The sequence below is a fragment of the Lederbergia sp. B243.17 genome, assembly GCF_057657925.1.
This window is the reverse complement of sequence record NZ_JBWBKF010000088.1, coordinates 1-17,918: the sequence shown is the minus strand read 5'-3', so window position 1 is coordinate 17,918 and position 17,918 is coordinate 1. Positions and strand designations below refer to the sequence as shown.

Genomic DNA, 17,918 nt, shown 5'->3' with positions numbered 1-17,918 from the left:
TGTAAACCAACTCCTCAATCTCACACTCTATAGTACCTATAACCATTATACCATAACAAAAGCGGGCCTGGCCTCCCTTCGTTCAAGGGGAACCAGACCGCTCAGTGTACGTAAACTTATTCCTCAAGTGCTGTACGGATATCCATCCATTCGCCAATCCGGTCGGCGCTTTGCAGGGCATTCAGCCACATGGAGAATTGCTCTGCAACATCGGCCGCCGCCGCATCTTTCGCTTTTTTGAATTCCTCGGCTAAAAATTGTTCATAGTGGGCTTCGATCGTCCTTTGCGCTTCCTGTAAATAGACATCCGCTAACGGAGCGAGCAGTTCCTTCAGCTCCTCTTCCATCTCCTTCTTTTCATTTTTCTCAAAGAAGGATTTTGGGTTTTTGAAGTGACGGAGAGCTTTCCCAAATGTGGAGCGGTCAGTGTCTGTGAACGCCGCTTCAAACTCCGGAACTGCGACCGACTCCGCTTCAACCGAAGCAAAAGTAAGGCTCGGCTGAATGGACTGAAGGTCAGACTGGAGGATTTCCAACTTTTCTTTTAGGAGGCCTCCAGCAAATTTTTCAATCCGTAAGCTTGTCGCACGCATTTCCTGGGCGAAATCATAGCCGCATGACTGAAGCAATTCTTCTAGCGATTGCGGCAAGCCGCTTTTCTGCTGAAGCACCGCAGGGTTGAACGCCTCTTTGAAAAAGTCGGAAAAACGGAGGAAGACGCGCTGCTTCACATAGAAAAGCAGCTCCTTCACTTCTTGCGCCAGTTTTTCCTCCTGCATACGGATGCCTGACTGCCGAATGGCTGCGAGAACGGCTTCGCGCCCGGTCTCATATCCTCGCTTCCTTTCCGCTTTGACGTTTTCATCAAGATTGGCCTGTTCAATCAGTTCATCAAGCAGGCGGATGATCCGTTTATAATCAGCATCAAGCGCTTGAACACTCATTTCCGTCAGATCATTGTCAACAAACTGGGTAAATCCACTGTTGAAAGCATTCATCCCTGATTCGCCGTACCGTTCGGGATCGACGGCAAGTTTGCTCGATACGCCGAATATCCGTGGGAAACGGATGCCGTACCCAGTCAATTGGCTCCGGACGTAGCCGATTACATCGTTTAGTTCCTCTTCATTGTCCGCAAGATCGACCGCATTGACGAGGAAGAACATTTTATCGAGCTCAAACGCATCCTTCACCCGGCCGAGCTGGATAAGAAACTCGCGGTCCGCTTTGGAAAACGCATGGTTGTAATACGTGACGAACAAAATCGCATCGGCATTTTTGATGTAGTCGAATGCGACGCCCGTATGGCGAGCATTGATCGAATCCGCCCCCGGCGTATCGACAAGTGTGATGCCTTTTTCGGTCAGCGGGCATTGATAATACAAATCGATCGACTCGACAAAGCAAGCAGACTCCTCATCCGCCGCATAGGTGCGAAAACCTTCGAGTCCGGTCTCCACTTTTTCGCCAAGCATGCCTGCATATTTACCGAAACCGTTTTGGAAGGCAGATAAAAAGGCAAGATGGACCTTTTCTTTCCCTTCCGCCCTGCTGCCGCTGATCTTGCCGAGGTCAAGTACGGACGCTTCGGAGAGATCAGATGCCCGGGCACCGAACATCTTCAGCGATTCGTTCACATCGGCGAGCATCTGTGCTTCCGCTTTTATCTTGACGACGGCCGTACCATGATGATGGCCTTCCTCCGGCGGCAAAATCCGGTTGATCGCCGCTGTCGTCGGATTTGGGGACACAGGCAGGACCGTTCCCCCAAGCAGAGCATTGGCAAAAGAGGACTTGCCTGCGCTGAATGCGCCGAACAAGGCAATGGTGAAACGGCGGTTCTCCACACGGTCCGCTTTCGCCTCAAGCTGACGGACGAGTCGATCAAACCCTTCCTCTGCCTTGAGCAGCCGGGCTGCATTCCTTGCTTTTTCTACCATCCGATCAGGTGTAATATCCCACTTGCGGATGGCCGCTTCGTCCTCAAATGGAACAGGTTCCGCTTTTTCTCCCGTCTCTACAGCTGCCTTTCCGTCATAGAGCCGAAGCGCCTTGTCATCGGCCGCCCATTCGGCTTGCAGTCCGCCGATCAGTCGCTCTCCATCCCCATCCAACAATGGGCGGATAATTGCCATCCTGTCGAATTCCTCTTGAAGACTCCGGAGTTCCCTCGCAGCATCAGCACCTTTTTCAATAGAGGCCAATTCTGCCCTCGTTCCGGATAGCTCCGCCTCCGTCCTGTTGGCAAGCTGGACAAGAATCTCTGCCTTCCGCTTGTCGCTTTCCGCCAAAGCCAATTTCTTGATTTCTGCTGCGACGTCGTTACAGTAATGAAGCACCGCATCCCCGGTTGCCCCTGCCCCTTTTTTTACTGTCTTTTCAAGCAGCTCTTCCGTCACGCTCACATGGATCGATTGGCAGGCGTGCTGGAGTTCTTCGTTATGGATGCCCGCCTTTTTCAACTGTTCTGAAGCGAGCTGCCGCAAGTGCCAGTCTATTCCGCTCTCCGATTGTTTTTGCACACTTTCGTGAAAAAGAGCGAGCCTCGACTTTCTTTCTTCTTCCGTCTTTTTCCGGTTGAACAGCCACCCGGCTTTAAAGTCGGGCTGCATTGCTTCCAGATAAGATGCGGCAAGCTCCCTCGTTTCAAACGGCATCAGGTAGGCGCTTTTCAACAGCGAAGCCACTTCTTCATCCCAGCCCTTTTCCCATTCGGCCGGTCGGCTTTCCTGCTGGCGTATTTCCTCCTTCAAGGCTGCTTCCTCTACAAGCAAATCCTCGTCTGTCTTGCCGGAGAAGGAATCCAACACAGCACGGCAATCTTCCGATCGGTGCTCCTTTTCTTCCGCAAGCCATGCCGTATGTTCTGCCTCAAGCAGGCTGCATGCAGCTTCCACCGTCTGCCTGATCCATTCTTCCTTATGGGCAAAAGCATTTTCAATCAGTGCTTTCACTTCCCGGAATTGGTTGCCGGGCTGCTGCGGTTTTTTCAGCGAAGTGAAAAAGATCCCTTCCGGATGAACATCCCAGGAAGCAAAGGACTTTGTGACAGACTCCCTGAATGAATCGAAGGACAACTCGGCATCCCGGTGTTTGTCGATCTGGTTGATGACGAGGTAGAGCCGGACCCCGTGTGCGAGCAAACTTTTCGTATACGTGAAATTCAGCTCGGACATCACATGGTTGTAGTCCATCACATAAAAGACCGCATCGGCCAAATGGAGCGCTGATTCGGTGGAAAGCCTGTGCGCATCATCCGTTGAGTCCACCCCCGGCGTATCCATGACCGTTACGCCTTTCGGAAGCTCGGAATCGGTTCTGCCGATCTCAATTTCTGTTACCTCTCCGTTTTTGCAGTACTGCTGGACCGCATCAAATGAAACCCCCGCTTCAAACAGGACAGGCGGTTCTTCACTGAAAAAGACTTTCGCATATTCCTCTTCGGCATGAAGCAGCTTGACGATATTTGCGCTCGTCGGAATTGGGCTGGACGGGAGTACGTGGTCGCCTGTCAACGCATTGATCATGGACGACTTCCCAGCTGAGAAATGTCCGCTGAACGCAAGGGCAAATTCCTGGTTCATAATTTTTCTGACGAGTTTCTCCGCTTTGCCGGCCCGCTCCGCATCGCCGTTTTGACGGAAATGCTGCAAAAGCGGCAGCACCCGTTCAAGCTGTTTCTCCATTTCTATGTCGTTCACCAACGTTTTCATGATGCTGCATGACCCCTCATCTATTTTTGACTATGTTTTCAGTTAAATAACAGGAAAGCGGCCTCCATTGAACGGCCGTCTTCTGGATACGATTTCAATTATACACCAGAAAACTGTATGCACCTAGATGGATTTTTACTAGCTCGCCAAGTGAAAATGTGCAGCTGTTTTGATTACTTTTCCAGGTCGCTGGCTTATGTTTGTATAAAATAACAGATAACAGGATGGCACGGTTAATCTTCTTAGATTGATAAAACTTACTTGCAGTATTCTTCCTGGTGCATTCCCCTCGGATTAAGCGCAGCCCATTTTTTCAAATTCGGTATGCCCGTTCTTTTTCTTTCACCACAAAAATCTCTCTAATAAGTGCTCCAATCAATGCTGCATTAGCAATAAGGGCGATAAGGTTCAGTATCTTTAGAAACAAGACGGGAGAGTATAAGATCAACAGACTTTCGGGTATCATATTTAAGCCAAGGATAACAGAGTAAAAGACTAGTTTCGCAGATGAATTTCTTTTTGCCATCCAACTTCTTTCATCCTTCCTTATAATGACTAGCATGTGAGCGCACTCTAATTTGAATGTTAAGCCGCAAGATGCTGTGACCCTCTTCCTTTATTGTGGGAAATCAACTTCTGCCATACTAATTATTTTTTTGGCACTCGTGTCCATGCCTCTTTTCTGATCTTCGCTTCTTTTAAATAATTAATGTAATTTCCGGTTCCTTCGATTGCAGACACGGCAATAATCGCCCATTCAACAGGGGAAACATCGGTAAGTGAGTCCTTGCCGTAAAAAAGGGTGAAGACGGTAATCAGTCCATATAGAAAAGCCTTTGAAAAATATTCCCATATCGGTGAATACGTATCCAAATCGATTCGTTTATAAATTTTATCGAAGAGTAAAGCAATGCCCAACACAAATACCAAGGTAACAACTATTTCCATATTTACATGATCCTCCAATAAAATTCTACCATACTATCATTTTCAGGAAATCTGTTTTTTCGTTCTATTCGACTTTTTCTTTTCAAGCACCTCTTGCTGCCCAGAAAAAAAGTTTGGATTTGCTCCAAACTTTTTCTCTTCTTATTATATTGTATCAAATCATCCTCTTTGTCCATGCCGGATTCATCACTTTATTTCAGCCGGGATACTCCGTATGCTCCCGCAGTGCCGCTTCTTCCTGAGGAATGCGAATTCGTAAAATAATTTGATTCAGCACGAAGAAAAGGATGGCCGTGATGTACGCATTGAAAAGAAGAGGGATGACGATCAGTTCGACGGTCACAATCCAATAATTCGGATGCTTCACGTATTTGAACGGTCCGCGGTCGACAGGTTTGGCGCCGGGCAGGACGATGATTTTTGTGTTCCAATATTTCCCGAGCGACGCAATGACCCAGATCCTTCCTGCCTGGGCGGCGATGAATAGCACGAACCATAATGGCCAGACCGGGCTGAGCGTCCGGTGAAAAATGAAGATTTCCCCGAGGAGGACGATAAAAAAGGACGCATGGATGGCAACCATCGCAGGGTAATGTGACTGGCCGTATTCAATCGCCCCTTGGCTTTTCATCCACTGCTCATTCCTTCTCGCAATAACAAGTTCCGATAATCTCTGGACAATAATAAAAATGAGGACGAGCCAGCCGATCATGGTGCCTCCCACCTTACAAGCAGAAGCTCGGAACTGAAACCAGGACCCAGTGCTGCAATCATACCGTATTCGCCTGCAGCAACCTCCTTTTCGAGGAACCTGTCTAGCACAAAGAGTACGGTCGGTGAAGACATATTGCCGTATTCGCTCATCACCCTTTTGGAACAGGCTGTCTGTTCGGCTGTGAGGCCGAGCGAGTGCTCGTACGCATCAATCACCTTTTTACCGCCTGGGTGGGCAATGAAATGGCGGATATCCGCTTCTTCTATGCGATGCTTCTCCAAAAAAGCCGACCATTGAGGGGCGAGCCAGCTTTCCACGATGTTCGGTATGCTTTTGGAAAAGACGACATACAGCCCATTGTTCTTAATGTCCCAGCCCATGACGTCAAGAGAATCGGGCATAAGGCTGGAGAACGTATCGATGATCACTGGCTTCGCCCCGCTGGCCCCTTCGCTGACTGCGGCTTCTTCTCCGCATACAAGCACAGCAGCAGCTCCGTCGGCGAAAAGCGAGGTGCCGATGATGTTGCTTTTTGTCAGGTCATCCTTTTGGAAGGTGAGGCTGCATAGCTCAACAGCGACGACCAATACTTTTGCCTTCGGATGTGCCTTGCAATAGTCGAATGCGCGGGATAGGCCGCCGGCTCCCCCGGCACAGCCAAGTCCCCAGATCGGAATCCTCTTCGTATGTAAAGAAAAAGGAAGCTTATTCATAATTCTCGCTTCAAGGCTTGGCGTTGCGAGCCCCGTCGTGCAGACCATGACAATCGCATCGATCTCTTCGTAAGGCACGCCTTTCCCCAAATGGGGCGACCCGAGGCAATTTTCAATCGCCTTGATGCAAAGAGGAACAGCAGTCTCGATAAACGCCTCGTTCTTCTCTTCAAAGCTGTGCTCTTCTTGATACCAGTCCATATCTTTCGCAAAATGTCGTTTCTCAATTTCTCCGTTTTGAAACACTTTAAGCAGGCGATCGATATCCCGGACAGACCCGGCAAAAAGCTGCCGGACAAATTCCATCGTCTCCTCCTGCGTAACGGCCTGTTCCGGTACGGCCAATCCCGTGGACATAATTCGGGCCATAGTCCCATCATCCTCTCTTAGCACGATCGTCAGAAATAGTATCCAGTCGCTATAGTATACCCAAACTGGCAACCGGGCTAACTACCGGCCGGCTAAAAGAGAATCGGAACATATAATATGGAAGAAACGGGTTATTCCGCTTTTTTCAGTTTTTCAATCGTTTCAAAAAATCCAGGGAATGAGATGCCGATCGCCTCTGTGTTTCTGATCACGGTTTCCCCTTCTGCCAGACAAGAAGCAATCGCGAGCATCATGCCGATCCGGTGATCGCCATGGCTGTCAACCTCCGCCCCGTGAAGCGGCGTTTTCCCGGTGATCTTCATGCCATCTTCGGTCGCTTCAATGTTTGCACCCATTTTTTTGAGTTCATTCACGACCGTATCAATCCGGTTTGTTTCCTTCACTTTCAGTTCGGCGGCATCCTTGATGATGGTCACGCCTTCTGCCTGTGTTGCCGCTAATGCCAAAATCGGAATTTCGTCAATCAGCCGGGGAATAATGTCCCCGCCGATTTCCGTCCCTTTTAAAGAAGAGTAGTGGATTGAAATATCGGCTGCCGGCTCTCCGTCTTCATTGCGGACATTTTTGATTTCCGTCTTGGCTCCCATTTCCTTCAAAACATCAAGGACTCCCGTTCTTGTTGGGTTAATGCCGACATTTTCGATTGTAATCTGGCTTTCCGGCAAGATGGCTGCCGCCGACAGGAAAAAGGCCGCTGACGAAATATCTCCGGGCACATCGATTTTGGTTCCTTTTAAAGACTGATGGCCTTCGATTGTACTCGTTCTTCCTTCGACGGTTACATTACAGCCGAATTCCCGTAGCATTCTTTCGGTATGGTCACGGGACGTCTCCGGCTCCGTAACGGAGGTCGAGCCGCTTGCTTGCAAACCCGCGAGCAATACTGCCGATTTTACTTGTGCGCTTGCGACCGGGGAATGGTAATCAATGCCTTGCGCATTTCCTCCCCTGATGCTGAGCGGCGTATATTTGCCGTTTTCTCGCCCTTCAATCTTTACACCCATCATCTTCAAAGGATCCGTTACCCTCGCCATCGGCCTTCTTGCAATTGAGTCATCTCCTGCGATTACCGTATGGAATGGTGTATTTGCGAGAATACCGAGCATCAGCCGGATCGTTGTGCCCGAATTTCCGACATCAAGCGCTTCTTTCGGCTCGCTCAGCCCTGCAAAACCTTTTCCTTCGATCACTGCGCGTGTCCCTTCCTGAGTAATGCTGACTCCAAGCTTTCGGAAACAATCGATCGTCCGGAGACAGTCATCGCCTGTCAGCAAGCCTTCCACAATTGTCGTTCCTTCTGCAACGGAACCGAACATGATTGCCCGATGAGAAATGGATTTGTCTCCTGGAACTGTAATTGTTCCCTGTAGGCCAGCCGTCTTTTTAGCAGCTTTTTGCATGACTTTTCCCCCTTCTAAAAACTGAGATAGGTCTCATACCCTTGTTCTTCAAGTTCTGTTTTCGCCATCTCGCGATCTTCCTCTGTTTGGAAGCTGAGCCTAAGCACACCGTACACATCTTCCCTTGCTTCGATGATGCGGATATTTGTCAAACTAATATTCGCCTTCGCGAGCAAAGTCGTTACGTCCGAGATAACCCCCGGCTTGTCGAGTACGTCGACATAGAGATCATAAAACGAGGTGATCGCCCCTTTTGCCCGGACAGGCAGGCCGTCACGGAACCTTTTTGCTCCTGAAAAATAATGGAGAAGGTCGTTTTCATCCTTATTAAGAAGTTCTTTGACAAATGTCATTTCTTCCATCCATTCATCAAGAAGAAAACGCAATTCTTCCTTATTATGAAGAACGATATCCTTCCACATTTCCGGACTGCTCGAGGCGATTCTCGTAATATCCCGGAAGCCGCCCGCCGCCAGCCATTTCACTTTTTCGTTCTGGCCGGCGTGCGCCTCCACCCTCCTGACAAGACTTGCTGCGACAAGATGGGGAAAATGACTGACGATGCCCGTCACCTTATCATGTTCATCGGCTGCCATTTCAATGAAATTTGCCTTCGTCCCACTCAGCCACTCTTTCAATTCCTCGACCTTTTCAACCGGAGTGCCAGGTAGTGGAGCAATCACATAAAAAGCATTTTCGAACAGATGAGCCTTGGCGCTTCCCGGTCCGCCTTTATGCGAACCGGCCATCGGGTGTCCGCCGATGAACAAGATCCCTTTTTCCTGCAGAGCTTTCGCGCTTTTTAATATTCTCGCCTTTGTACTCCCAACATCGGTGACAATTACCGATTCCTTCAGACGGAGCTTGCTCAGCCTGCTGATGAACGTCTCTGCCTTATCGACGGGGCAGGCAAGAATAATCAGGTCTGCCCTTTCTGCTTCGCCATCAGGATCTTCCGTGCACTCATCGATAATGTTCAGTTTCTGTGCAAGCATGCAGTGCTCCTTGTTGGCATCAAAGCCGACAATCCAGGGATCATGCTCTTTACGGATTGCTAATGCGACGGAGCCGCCGATCAGGCCTGTGCCGATCAGCAATATACGTTTCTTGTTTTTCATGATTTCTCAACGCCAATCCTATGAATGTTCAGTATTTGGGTTAACCCGCAGTATGATTATCTATTATGATTTTACAAGCATCATTTGCTCAAGCAGTGAGAGAAGGCCGTCATTTTCTTCGGCGGTGCCGACCGTAATCCGGATACCGGACGGAAACGGTCTGACGATCCATCCGTGTTCAAGCAAGTATTGCGCTGCATCAAAGCTTGATTTCTCGGGGATGTCGATAAAAATGAAGTTGCCCTCCGACGGATAAAAGTTGATGTGATGAGCCTCACAGAATGCATAGCATTTTTCCAGTTCCGCCCTGTTTTTCGCTGCCGACTCTTGAATGAATGATTTGTCTTGTAAAGCTGCCTCCGCAGCAGCTTGAGCGACTGCTGACGTATTGAATGGCAGCCTCGTCACTTCCAGCTTGCGGATCAGTTCCGCATTGCCGATTCCGTAGCCGATCCGCAGAGCGGCAAGGCCGTATGCTTTTGAAAACGTCCGCATAACGAGCAAATTCTCATATGAAGGAAGCAGGGACAATGAATCCGGGAAATCCGCGGCAGCTGCATATTCGGCGTATGCTTCATCGAGAACGACGAGCACGTGGTCCGGCACTACCTGAAGGAAGGAGACGAGCTCTTCTTCACCGATGTATGTCCCGGTCGGATTATTTGGATTGCAAATCCAGACGAGCTGCGTATTGGCATCAATTTGGGCTGCCATTTCTGTCAGGTCGTGCTTTCCATCCTTCAGCGGTACCGCACGGATATCGGCGTTTTCAATGACCGCGTGATGCCGGTACTGCGGGAATGTGTTCTCTGCCATGACGACGTTTGTATTCGGACTTAGCAGGGCCCTTGAGATCATTTGAATCAATTCATCGAGCCCGCTTGAAAAAACAAGATTTTCCGGAAGGACTCCTTTGTCAGCGGCAACGGCTTCGCGCAGCCTCTGGGCAGCCCCGTCCGGGTAGATGGCAAAGCTCGAAATCGCTTCTTGTGCCGCTTTCTGTGCAAGAGATGAACAGCCATAAGGATTCTCATTGGATGCCAATTTCACGACCTGTTCAAGCTGGTATTCCTTTTTCACGTCTTCCGATGATTTTCCCGGCACATAGGCCTGAAGGCTGAGGAGCTGTTCTTTTACTCTCATTCGGATCCCGTCCTTTATTTTAGTTTAATATTAAAATTCTCTTGCGTACTTGCGATGTTGATCGATCTGTTCCCGGATCGCTTCTATCCGGTCGCTGCCGAACTGTTCCAAAATGGCGGTTGCTGCCTCCCAGGCAATCACAGCCTCCGCGACGACGCTTGCTGCCGGGACGGCACAGCTGTCAGAGCGTTCGATGCTTGCCTTGAACGGTTCCTTCGTGTCGATGTCAACGCTCTGGAGCGGTTTATACAATGTCGGGATCGGCTTCATGACGCCGCGGATGACAATCGGCATCCCAGTCGTCATTCCGCCTTCGAACCCGCCGGCATTGTTCGTTCTTCTCGTATATCCTTTTTCTTCGTCCCAGAGAATCTCATCATGGACTTCACTTCCCGGCCTGTGCGCCGCTTCAAAGCCGATGCCGATTTCCACGCCTTTGAAAGCATTTATGCTCAGCATCGCCGCACCGAGTTTCGCCTCGAGCTTGCGGTCCGCTTGGACATAGCTTCCGACTCCGACTGGCATTCCTTCGATGATCACCTCAACAATGCCGCCGATTGAGTCTCCGTTTTGCTTCGCCTCGTCAATTGCCCTCATCATTTTTTCTCCGGCCTCTTCATCAAGACAGCGAACAGGTGATGCCTCTGTCCTCTCCTGAAGATCATCAATCGATGTATACTCCGTCTTTTCAGCCCGGATGCCGCCGATTTCCAATACATGGCCGCCAACCTTTATGCCAAGCTCCGAAAGAATCCGTTTGGCAACTGCTCCGGCTGCCACGCGCACTGTCGTTTCCCTTGCCGATGAGCGCTCGAGCACATTCCGCATATCGCGATGCCCGTATTTAATGGCACCGTTAAGGTCGGCATGCCCCGGACGCGGGCGTGTGATTTTACGCTTGACCTCCTGGATCTCCTCTTCAGAAAGCGGCTCTGCTCCCATGATTTTCGTCCAATGTTTGTAGTCATCGTTTTTTACCACTAGCGCAATCGGGGAACCGAGCGTTTCTCCATGACGTACCCCGCTTGTAATTTCAGCTGTATCCTTTTCGATCTGCATTCTTCTGCCGCGGCCATAGCCCTTCTGCCGCCTTGCCAGTTCTTCATTCACCATCTCAGCCGTCAGCGATAATCCTGCCGGAACCCCTTCAATGATCGTCATCAATTGGGGGCCGTGCGACTCCCCTGCAGTTAAGTATCTCATCTCCATCTTCCTCCTTAAAAATACAAAAACGTCCCTGCTGTAATAGCAGGGACGAAGTTTATCGCGGTACCACCCTAATTGCGGAACACATGGCTCCGCCTCTTCATTGATCATATAACGGCCGGGCGCCGTCTTTCCTTATGAGCCCGAGAACGGGAGTTGGGGAAAGAAGCTCGGGGAGCGTAATTCACTAGGCAAATTTGTGCTGATTCACACCGTCCATCAGCTCTCTGGATTAACAAGAAAATGCCGCTACTGTGTCCCGTCATTGCTTATCGCTTTATAATATTACGTTCAATTTTAACCACAATCGATCATCTTTGTAAAGACCATTTTTCTTATTTTTCGGAAAAGAATTATTTTCATCCGACTGAAAGCCGCTAGTGGAGCGGACTTTCAACAAGAAAATATTCACAATCTTTCAAAGCATTTGTAAAACAAACGAAAAAGCTATTGACTTTTGTTCTGGCGTCCTCTAATGTGTTGAACTATAAACAAAAATCCTTTCATACACACTTTAAAGCGTTGAAGCGCTAAAATCAAGTATAATAGATTGGCAAGTTCGCTTCAACGGGATGTATGAACTGAAAAAACAAGGAGGGCTTACGTTGTCAGAACTTGAATCATTGCGAAAAGACATCGAAGAGATTACGCTAAAAATGCTGGAGCTGTTGAATGAACGGGGTAAGGTTGCCCAGGAAATCGGAAAACTAAAAGAAATGCAGGGCACAAAACGCTTTGATCCTGTCCAGGAAAGAAAGCTGCTTGACATGATAGCAGAAAACAACGAAGGCCCTTTTGCCACTTCTACGGTACAGCATATTTTCAAACAGGTGTTCAAAGCGAGCCTAGAGCTGCAAAAAGACGATAACCGCAAAGCGCTGCTCGTTTCTCGGAAAAAGAAGCCGGAGAATACGATTGTCTCCATCAACGGAGAAAACATCGGCGACGGTCAAACTCACTTCATCATGGGACCATGTGCGGTTGAGAGCTTCGACCAAGTTAAGCTTGTCGCCAAGGCGATGAAGCAGCAAGGTCTTACACTTATGCGCGGCGGTGCTTACAAGCCACGCACCTCTCCTTATGATTTCCAAGGACTCGGGCTTGAGGGATTGAAAATCCTGCGCCAGGTTGCGGACGAGGAAGGACTCTCGATCATCAGTGAGATCCTCAATCCGAATGATATCGAAACAGCACTGGACTACGTGGATGTAATCCAAATCGGTGCGCGCAACATGCAAAACTTCGAATTGCTTAAAGCTGCTGGCGCTGTGAAAAAACCTGTGCTGCTTAAACGCGGCCTGTCTGCGACAATCGAGGAATTCATGTATGCAGCGGAATACATCCTTGCCCAAGGCAATGAAGAGATCATTCTTTGTGAACGCGGCATCCGCACATACGAAAAAGCGACACGGAACACACTCGACATCTCCGCTGTGCCGATCTTGAAAAAAGAGACGCATCTGCCTGTCGTTGTTGACGTGACCCACTCCACAGGACGGAAAGACCTGCTCCTCCCTACTGCACGCGCAGCGATCGCGATCGGCGCCGATGCAGTCATGGCTGAGGTGCATCCAGATCCAGCCGTCGCCCTGTCCGACTCAGCCCAGCAAATGGACATCGAACAATTCGGCGAATTCATGAAAGAAGTTAAAGATTTCGCAAAACTGGTCAGCAAACAGCCGGTTGAAGCGTAAATCGAGATTCCTATAAAAAACAGGCGGGCTGTCCGGAAAGTCAGTGAAAACTGATTTTCCAGGCAGCCCGCTTTTTTTGTTTTTAAGGTGATATATAGTTTTTTCGGGGCTGCCCTGGCTTTCGACTCCGGAAGAGTTCGAAATTCGTTTTTTCAGGTGTCTATCCCCCTCTTTGGCACCGAAAGATTTCGAAATTCCTTTTCTTCAGGTGTCTATCCCCCTCTTTAACACCTGAGGAAAAAGAAAAACCATTACTTTAGGTATCTATCCTTGAAATTGTCAAAACATCATCAATGGATCCCAATCTCCAATTAGGAAATCAAAAAGCAGGAGAAGAAAAACGATCCGTTTTTCTTCTCCTGCTGTATTAGGAATTTATTAAGCAGATTGTTTCTGCTCCTGCAATGTTGCTGCTTTTTGTCTTCTTGGCAGCATGTTGAAAATGATGTTCAGGAAGATGGCTGTCAGGCTTCCGGCCACGATGCCGTTGCTCGTCAGGATGCTCATTCCTTTTGGCAGCTGTGCGAATAAATCGGGTACGACTGTAACGCCGAGGCCGATTCCAATCGAACAAGCGACAATCAGGGAGTTTTCCTGTGATTCGCCAATTACCTTGCTCAGCATTTTGATCCCCTGTGAGACAACCATGCCGAACATCGCAATCATTGCCCCGCCAAGGACCGGTGTTGGAATAATTGTCGTCACGGCACCAATTTTCGGTACGAGCCCAAGCGCGATCAGCAAACCACCCGAAATGAAAATGACCTTTCTCGTTTTCACACCCGATAATTGAATCAGACCTACGTTTTGTGAAAAAGTCGTATAAGGAAACGCGTTGAAAAGCCCGCCGAGCACACTTGCAAGCCCCTCAGAGCGGTATCCTCTCGATAAGTCTTTTTCGGTCAGCTTTCGGTCGGTGATATCGCCAAGTGCGAAGTACACTCCTGTTGACTCAACGAGGCTGACCATAGCGACAAGTGTCAAGGTCAAGATGGCCGGCCATTCAAAAGTCGGCGTGCCAAAGTAGAAAGGCTTCACCATATGAACCCACGCCGCCTCTGCGACAGGCTGGGAATCGACCATACCGGCGAGCGCCGCGGCAATCGTTCCGAAAACAAGGCCGAGCAAAATGGAAATCGCCCGGATAAAACCGGTAAAGAAGCGATAAAGCAAAATGATGAAAAACAGCGTGCCGAATGCAAGCGAAATATTTGCGACGGATCCGAAGTTTGCCGCTCCTTGTCCGCCAGCCATGTTGTTGATCGCAACCGGGATAAGCGTAATCCCGATAATGGTCACGACAGAACCAGTGACAACCGGTGGAAAGAACCGGACGAGCTTACCGAAAAAGGTGCTGATCAGCACGACAAAAAGTCCGGAAGCAATTACCGCACCATAGATGGCACTGAGTCCATACTCTTCCCCGATCGAAATCATTGGAGCGACAGCGGTAAAGGTACAGCCGAGCACAACGGGCAAGCCGATGCCGAAGTAGCGGGTGCGCATTGCCTGAAGGATGGTCGCAATTCCGCACATGAAAATATCAATCGACACCAAATACGTCAGCTTCTCTCCGGTAAGACCCATGGCAGCACCGACTATTAGCGGAATTAGTACAGCCCCGGCATACATCGCGAGCACATGCTGGATCCCAAGCGCCGTCAGCTTCATCTTTGATTTCATGCGGTTACCTCTTTAGCAAATGCGACCTTGCCGTCCGCAAGCGATTCGATAATCGCCAACGATTCTACCCGAATGCCTTTGTCGCGAAGCAGCTTTCCGCCTTCCTGGAAACCTTTTTCGATGACGATGCCGATTCCGGCAGTATTTGCTTGTGCCTGATCGACAATATCCATCAACCCGAGAGCAGCCTGTCCATTCGCCAGAAAATCATCGATGATCAGGACCGTATCGTTTTCATCCAAAAAAGATGAAGATATGCTGATTTCGCTTTCCTCTCTTTTCGTGAACGAGTACACCTTTGCCGAATAAAGACCGTCCGTCAATGTGAGGGATTTGCGTTTTCTTGCAAAAACGACCGGGACGCCCAAATAAAGGCCTGCCATGACAGCCGGCGCAATACCGGAAGACTCGATAGTGACGATTTTCGTAATGCCGCTGTCGGCAAAAAGCCGGGCGAACTCCTTGCCCATTTCCACCATCAGCTGCGGATCAATTTGGTGATTCAGGAAAGAGTCCACTTTCAAAACAGTATCGGACAGTACTTTCCCTTCTCTTACGATGAATTCCTGCAATAGCTCCATATAGCTTTCCCCTTTCGTTTTCTGCCGATGGGCATAAAAAAATAAGCCCAAAGACAGTTGCATCCATCATTATGAGTGGAGCAATGTCCTTCGCTTATCGACGAAAGGATTTGAAAAGCCCATCAATCCGTGCTGTTTCCACCAAAAGGAAACAAGCCCCGATGATTATGAGACTTTCATTGCTCACCCATAGTCGGTCCGTTCACGGCGGACCGGTAGAAACTCGCAGGCCATATTCCTGCGATTATATGAGTGAATGCGATTAGAATAGTTTCATTATACCACCGGGGACTGTTTTTTCAACAAATTTCTGCGAAAATCGTCATGCTCGGTCAAGTTGGTAAACGTTCGAAAATTTCGCTTTTAAATACTCGATCAGATGACTGGCATTGAGACCTTCGCCGGTCGCCGCTTCAATAATTTCCAGCGGCTTTTTCAATCTTCCGTAGACATGGACTTTCTCGTTCAGCCACTGTTTGACCGGCTGGAGATCGCCTTCCTTAAGCAGCTGATCATAGTTCGGCAAGTCTTTCACCATCGCATTTTTCAGCTGGGCTGCATACATATAGCCGAGTGCATAGGACGGGAAGTAGCCGAAGTCGCCGCTTGACCAGTGGATGTCCTGCAGCACGCCTTCCCCGTCATTTTCAGGCCTGATGCCCAAATATTGCTCATATTTATCGTTCCAGATCCGCGGCAGATCCGTAACCTCGATCTCATCGCTGAACAGCGCCTTTTCAATTTCATAGCGGATGATGATATGGAGTGCATATGTAAGATCATCTGCCTCAATCCTGATCAGCGAAGGCTTTGCCTCATTGATGGCACGATAAAAATCGTCTAAAGAGACGTCCGCAAATTGGTCAGGCGCATACTTTTTCAGAAGCGGGTAATTATGGACCCAGTAATTTCGATCTCGTGCCACAATGTTTTCGTAAAATAATGATTGGGATTCATGAATACCCATCGATGTGCCCGTGCAGAGCGGTGTGCCGAAAAGCTGCTTGGATATATTTTGCTCGTAAAGCGCGTGGCCTCCCTCATGGATCGTGCCGAAAATCGCCATCCGGAAATCATTCTCGTCATAGCGGGTCGTTATCCTTACATCGCCGGGATTCAATCCGATTGCAAACGGATGGACCGATTCATCGAGTCTGCCGGAATCGAAATCATAGCCCATCCCTTTAAGCAGCTCTACGCTGAAATCAATCTGTGTCTTCTTCGGAAAATGGCCGAACAAGAAGGATGTTTCCGGTTCCTTGCCCTCTTCCTGGATTTTCTTGACGAGCGGTACGATTGCATCCCGGAGCTCGCCAAAAACTTTGTCGACAAGCTGGACTGTTACACCCGGTTCATATTGGTCAAGCAGCGTATCGTATGGATGGGCATCATAGCCCCAGTATCGAAGGAACCGCTTCGTAAAGTCAACGAGTTTTTCAAGATAAGGTTGAAACAGGCTGAAATCAGATTTTTCTCGTGCCGTTTCCCACACATGTTCCGCTTCGGATTTGAGAACCACAAATTCCTCATATTCATGGGCAGGAATCTTCTTGTTTCTCTCGTACTCCTCTTTGCTCACTTCCAAAATCCGTCTCGTCTCTTTGGAGAGATTCGAGGCATGCGGGGCTAAGCTCGCGATGAAAGCTGCCATTTCCTCAGAGGTGGACATATTGAACACTTCAGAAGACAGCATCCCGATTACCTGCGAACGTCTGGAAACGCCATTTTTCGGCGCGCCGGTCCGAAGATCCCAATAAATCAATGATAGCGCTTCCTCGTAAGCGGTCATTTTCTTCACATATTGCAAAAATTCTCTCTCAATCTCTAGATGTTGTTCTGCCATAGCCATCCTCCCTTTCCATCTGAGTGTACCACAAACTGGGAGGAAAGTACTTTACCGAAGCAAAAAAATAAACAGATTCTTCTCTCATTAAATCGCCGGGTTCTATGAACTATCTATCATCATTCAGCATATGGCTGGCAGCTTTAGTAAGGCTTTTATTTTCCGCTAACATTAAAGAGAATCCAAAGGAGCATTTGGAAGAACTTTACATCCTTGCTCTCGACTCCATGATGGAGATGGATCAAGCATTAAATCACGAAATGGAATTCATCGCGATTGATATGAGTAATTTTGATGGAATAAACGAGGAGGAGAAACAAGCGATTTTACATAATTTTAAGGATAAATATAAGGTTGAGGCCATAGATGCGACAATGGATGAGCTGACAGAAGCAGGCCATTTCAACCAGGATACTCTGGCATTGGCCGGTGTACTTCTCACGATTGAGAAGGTTGACATTACATTTAACAAAAATGTTATATTCGAAGGCTCGAAATTCAAGTCGGGGACAGGGGCGATTGGTGTAGAGAGCACCGTCCATTATACAAATGGAAAATGGGAAATAAAAGAGTCGAATTTGACTTGGATAAGCTAAACAAAAATGAACAAAGAGGTGCAGTTTGCACCTCTCAGGCTGTAGACAAACTCCAGAAATTCAGGAGTTTGCCTACAGCCTTTTTTCTTTTACAATGGAAGTATTATTTGAAAAAGTTGATTTCCGCTACGGATGGACGCTTTCCGCGGGCACGGCTCCAGCCGCTTCCCTCGCT

15 protein-coding genes, 1 riboswitch and 1 other annotated feature are annotated in these 17,918 nt (G+C 48.8%); of the genes, 3 read left to right on the top strand and 12 right to left on the bottom strand.

All coding sequences use genetic code 11. The features are described from left to right. Nucleotides 1–116: 116 nt before the first annotated feature. From AC0TWI_RS18340 to aroC, 9 genes are all read right to left on the bottom strand, one after another. Nucleotides 117–3,713, bottom strand: a complete 3,597-nt coding sequence (locus AC0TWI_RS18340; RefSeq protein WP_488127785.1) for a dynamin family protein — start codon at nt 3,711–3,713, stop codon at nt 117–119. Between the two features lie 313 nt (nt 3,714–4,026). Continuing rightward, nucleotides 4,027–4,239, bottom strand: coding sequence for a hypothetical protein (locus AC0TWI_RS18335; protein WP_488127784.1), 213 nt, complete (start codon nt 4,237–4,239; stop codon nt 4,027–4,029). Nucleotides 4,240–4,361: 122 nt separating this feature from the next. Continuing rightward, the gene (locus AC0TWI_RS18330; protein ID WP_488127783.1) at nt 4,362–4,661 is read right to left on the bottom strand and encodes a hypothetical protein; all 300 of its coding nucleotides are present in this window, start codon (nt 4,659–4,661) and stop codon (nt 4,362–4,364) included. Between the two features lie 196 nt (nt 4,662–4,857). Continuing rightward, nucleotides 4,858–5,373 (bottom strand): isoprenylcysteine carboxyl methyltransferase family protein, encoded by a 516-nt coding sequence (locus tag AC0TWI_RS18325; RefSeq protein WP_488127782.1) that lies wholly within the window; start codon nt 5,371–5,373, stop codon nt 4,858–4,860. Beyond that, nucleotides 5,370–6,458, bottom strand: a complete 1,089-nt coding sequence (locus AC0TWI_RS18320) for a type III polyketide synthase (RefSeq protein ID WP_488127781.1) — start codon at nt 6,456–6,458, stop codon at nt 5,370–5,372. Before AC0TWI_RS18320 ends, AC0TWI_RS18325 begins: the two co-directional genes overlap by 4 nt. 131 nt (nt 6,459–6,589) lie before the next feature. Continuing rightward, entirely contained in the window at nt 6,590–7,879 is a 1,290-nt protein-coding gene (aroA, locus tag AC0TWI_RS18315) for a 3-phosphoshikimate 1-carboxyvinyltransferase (protein ID WP_488127780.1), read from the bottom strand. Nucleotides 7,880–7,893: 14 nt separating this feature from the next. After that, nucleotides 7,894–8,997, bottom strand: a complete 1,104-nt coding sequence (locus AC0TWI_RS18310) for a prephenate dehydrogenase (protein WP_488127779.1) — start codon at nt 8,995–8,997, stop codon at nt 7,894–7,896. A gap of 63 nt (nt 8,998–9,060) precedes the next feature. Beyond that, on the bottom strand, nt 9,061–10,140 hold the full coding sequence (hisC, locus tag AC0TWI_RS18305) for a histidinol-phosphate transaminase (protein ID WP_488127778.1): 1,080 nt from the start codon (nt 10,138–10,140) through the stop codon (nt 9,061–9,063). Between the two features lie 30 nt (nt 10,141–10,170). Then, on the bottom strand, nt 10,171–11,343 hold the full coding sequence (gene aroC / locus AC0TWI_RS18300) for a chorismate synthase (protein WP_488127777.1): 1,173 nt from the start codon (nt 11,341–11,343) through the stop codon (nt 10,171–10,173). A gap of 44 nt (nt 11,344–11,387) precedes the next feature. After that, nucleotides 11,388–11,621, bottom strand: a binding site (T-box leader). 297 nt (nt 11,622–11,918) lie between these two features. Between aroC and AC0TWI_RS18295 the strand changes: the two genes are divergently transcribed. Continuing rightward, the gene (locus AC0TWI_RS18295; RefSeq protein WP_488127776.1) at nt 11,919–13,040 is read left to right on the top strand and encodes a bifunctional 3-deoxy-7-phosphoheptulonate synthase/chorismate mutase; all 1,122 of its coding nucleotides are present in this window, start codon (nt 11,919–11,921) and stop codon (nt 13,038–13,040) included. 378 nt (nt 13,041–13,418) lie between these two features. On the opposite strand, the gene AC0TWI_RS18290 is transcribed toward AC0TWI_RS18295, so the two are convergent. The 3 genes from AC0TWI_RS18290 to AC0TWI_RS18280 form a co-directional block, all read right to left on the bottom strand. After that, on the bottom strand, nt 13,419–14,711 hold the full coding sequence (locus AC0TWI_RS18290; protein ID WP_488127835.1) for a nucleobase:cation symporter-2 family protein: 1,293 nt from the start codon (nt 14,709–14,711) through the stop codon (nt 13,419–13,421). Nucleotides 14,712–14,719: 8 nt separating this feature from the next. Then, on the bottom strand, nt 14,720–15,304 hold the full coding sequence (locus AC0TWI_RS18285; protein WP_488127775.1) for a xanthine phosphoribosyltransferase: 585 nt from the start codon (nt 15,302–15,304) through the stop codon (nt 14,720–14,722). 170 nt (nt 15,305–15,474) lie between these two features. Next, nucleotides 15,475–15,576, bottom strand: a riboswitch (purine riboswitch). Nucleotides 15,577–15,626: 50 nt separating this feature from the next. Continuing rightward, nucleotides 15,627–17,147: a carboxypeptidase M32 gene (locus AC0TWI_RS18280; protein WP_488127774.1), complete on the bottom strand. Its 1,521-nt coding sequence runs from the start codon at nt 17,145–17,147 to the stop codon at nt 15,627–15,629. Between the two features lie 194 nt (nt 17,148–17,341). On the opposite strand from AC0TWI_RS18280, the gene AC0TWI_RS18275 reads away from it, so the two are divergent. Further along, nucleotides 17,342–17,743, top strand: coding sequence for a peptide ABC transporter substrate-binding protein (locus tag AC0TWI_RS18275; RefSeq protein ID WP_488127773.1), 402 nt, complete (start codon nt 17,342–17,344; stop codon nt 17,741–17,743). Continuing rightward, on the top strand, nt 17,731–17,918 hold a 188-nt coding region (locus AC0TWI_RS18270; protein ID WP_488127839.1), incomplete at its 3' end, for a hypothetical protein. The genes AC0TWI_RS18275 and AC0TWI_RS18270, both read left to right, overlap by 13 nt.

Excerpts from the sequence above, each read along its gene's own strand:
- AC0TWI_RS18330 (WP_488127783.1), bottom strand. The coding sequence starts at position 4,661 with ATGGAAATAGTTGTTACCTTGGTATTTGTGTTGGGCATTGCTTTACTC.
- AC0TWI_RS18340 (WP_488127785.1), bottom strand. The coding sequence starts at position 3,713 with ATGAAAACGTTGGTGAACGACATAGAAATGGAGAAACAGCTTGAACGG.
- AC0TWI_RS18310 (WP_488127779.1), bottom strand. The coding sequence starts at position 8,997 with ATGAAAAACAAGAAACGTATATTGCTGATCGGCACAGGCCTGATCGGC.
- aroC (WP_488127777.1), bottom strand. The coding sequence starts at position 11,343 with ATGAGATACTTAACTGCAGGGGAGTCGCACGGCCCCCAATTGATGACG.
- AC0TWI_RS18280 (WP_488127774.1), bottom strand. The coding sequence starts at position 17,147 with ATGGCAGAACAACATCTAGAGATTGAGAGAGAATTTTTGCAATATGTG.
- hisC (WP_488127778.1), bottom strand. The coding sequence starts at position 10,140 with ATGAGAGTAAAAGAACAGCTCCTCAGCCTTCAGGCCTATGTGCCGGGA.
- AC0TWI_RS18285 (WP_488127775.1), bottom strand. The coding sequence starts at position 15,304 with ATGGAGCTATTGCAGGAATTCATCGTAAGAGAAGGGAAAGTACTGTCC.
- AC0TWI_RS18320 (WP_488127781.1), bottom strand. The coding sequence starts at position 6,458 with ATGGCCCGAATTATGTCCACGGGATTGGCCGTACCGGAACAGGCCGTT.
- AC0TWI_RS18335 (WP_488127784.1), bottom strand. The coding sequence starts at position 4,239 with ATGGCAAAAAGAAATTCATCTGCGAAACTAGTCTTTTACTCTGTTATC.
- AC0TWI_RS18290 (WP_488127835.1), bottom strand. The coding sequence starts at position 14,711 with ATGAAGCTGACGGCGCTTGGGATCCAGCATGTGCTCGCGATGTATGCC.
- AC0TWI_RS18295 (WP_488127776.1), top strand. The coding sequence starts at position 11,919 with ATGTATGAACTGAAAAAACAAGGAGGGCTTACGTTGTCAGAACTTGAA.
- AC0TWI_RS18325 (WP_488127782.1), bottom strand. The coding sequence starts at position 5,373 with ATGATCGGCTGGCTCGTCCTCATTTTTATTATTGTCCAGAGATTATCG.
- aroA (WP_488127780.1), bottom strand. The coding sequence starts at position 7,879 with ATGCAAAAAGCTGCTAAAAAGACGGCTGGCCTACAGGGAACAATTACA.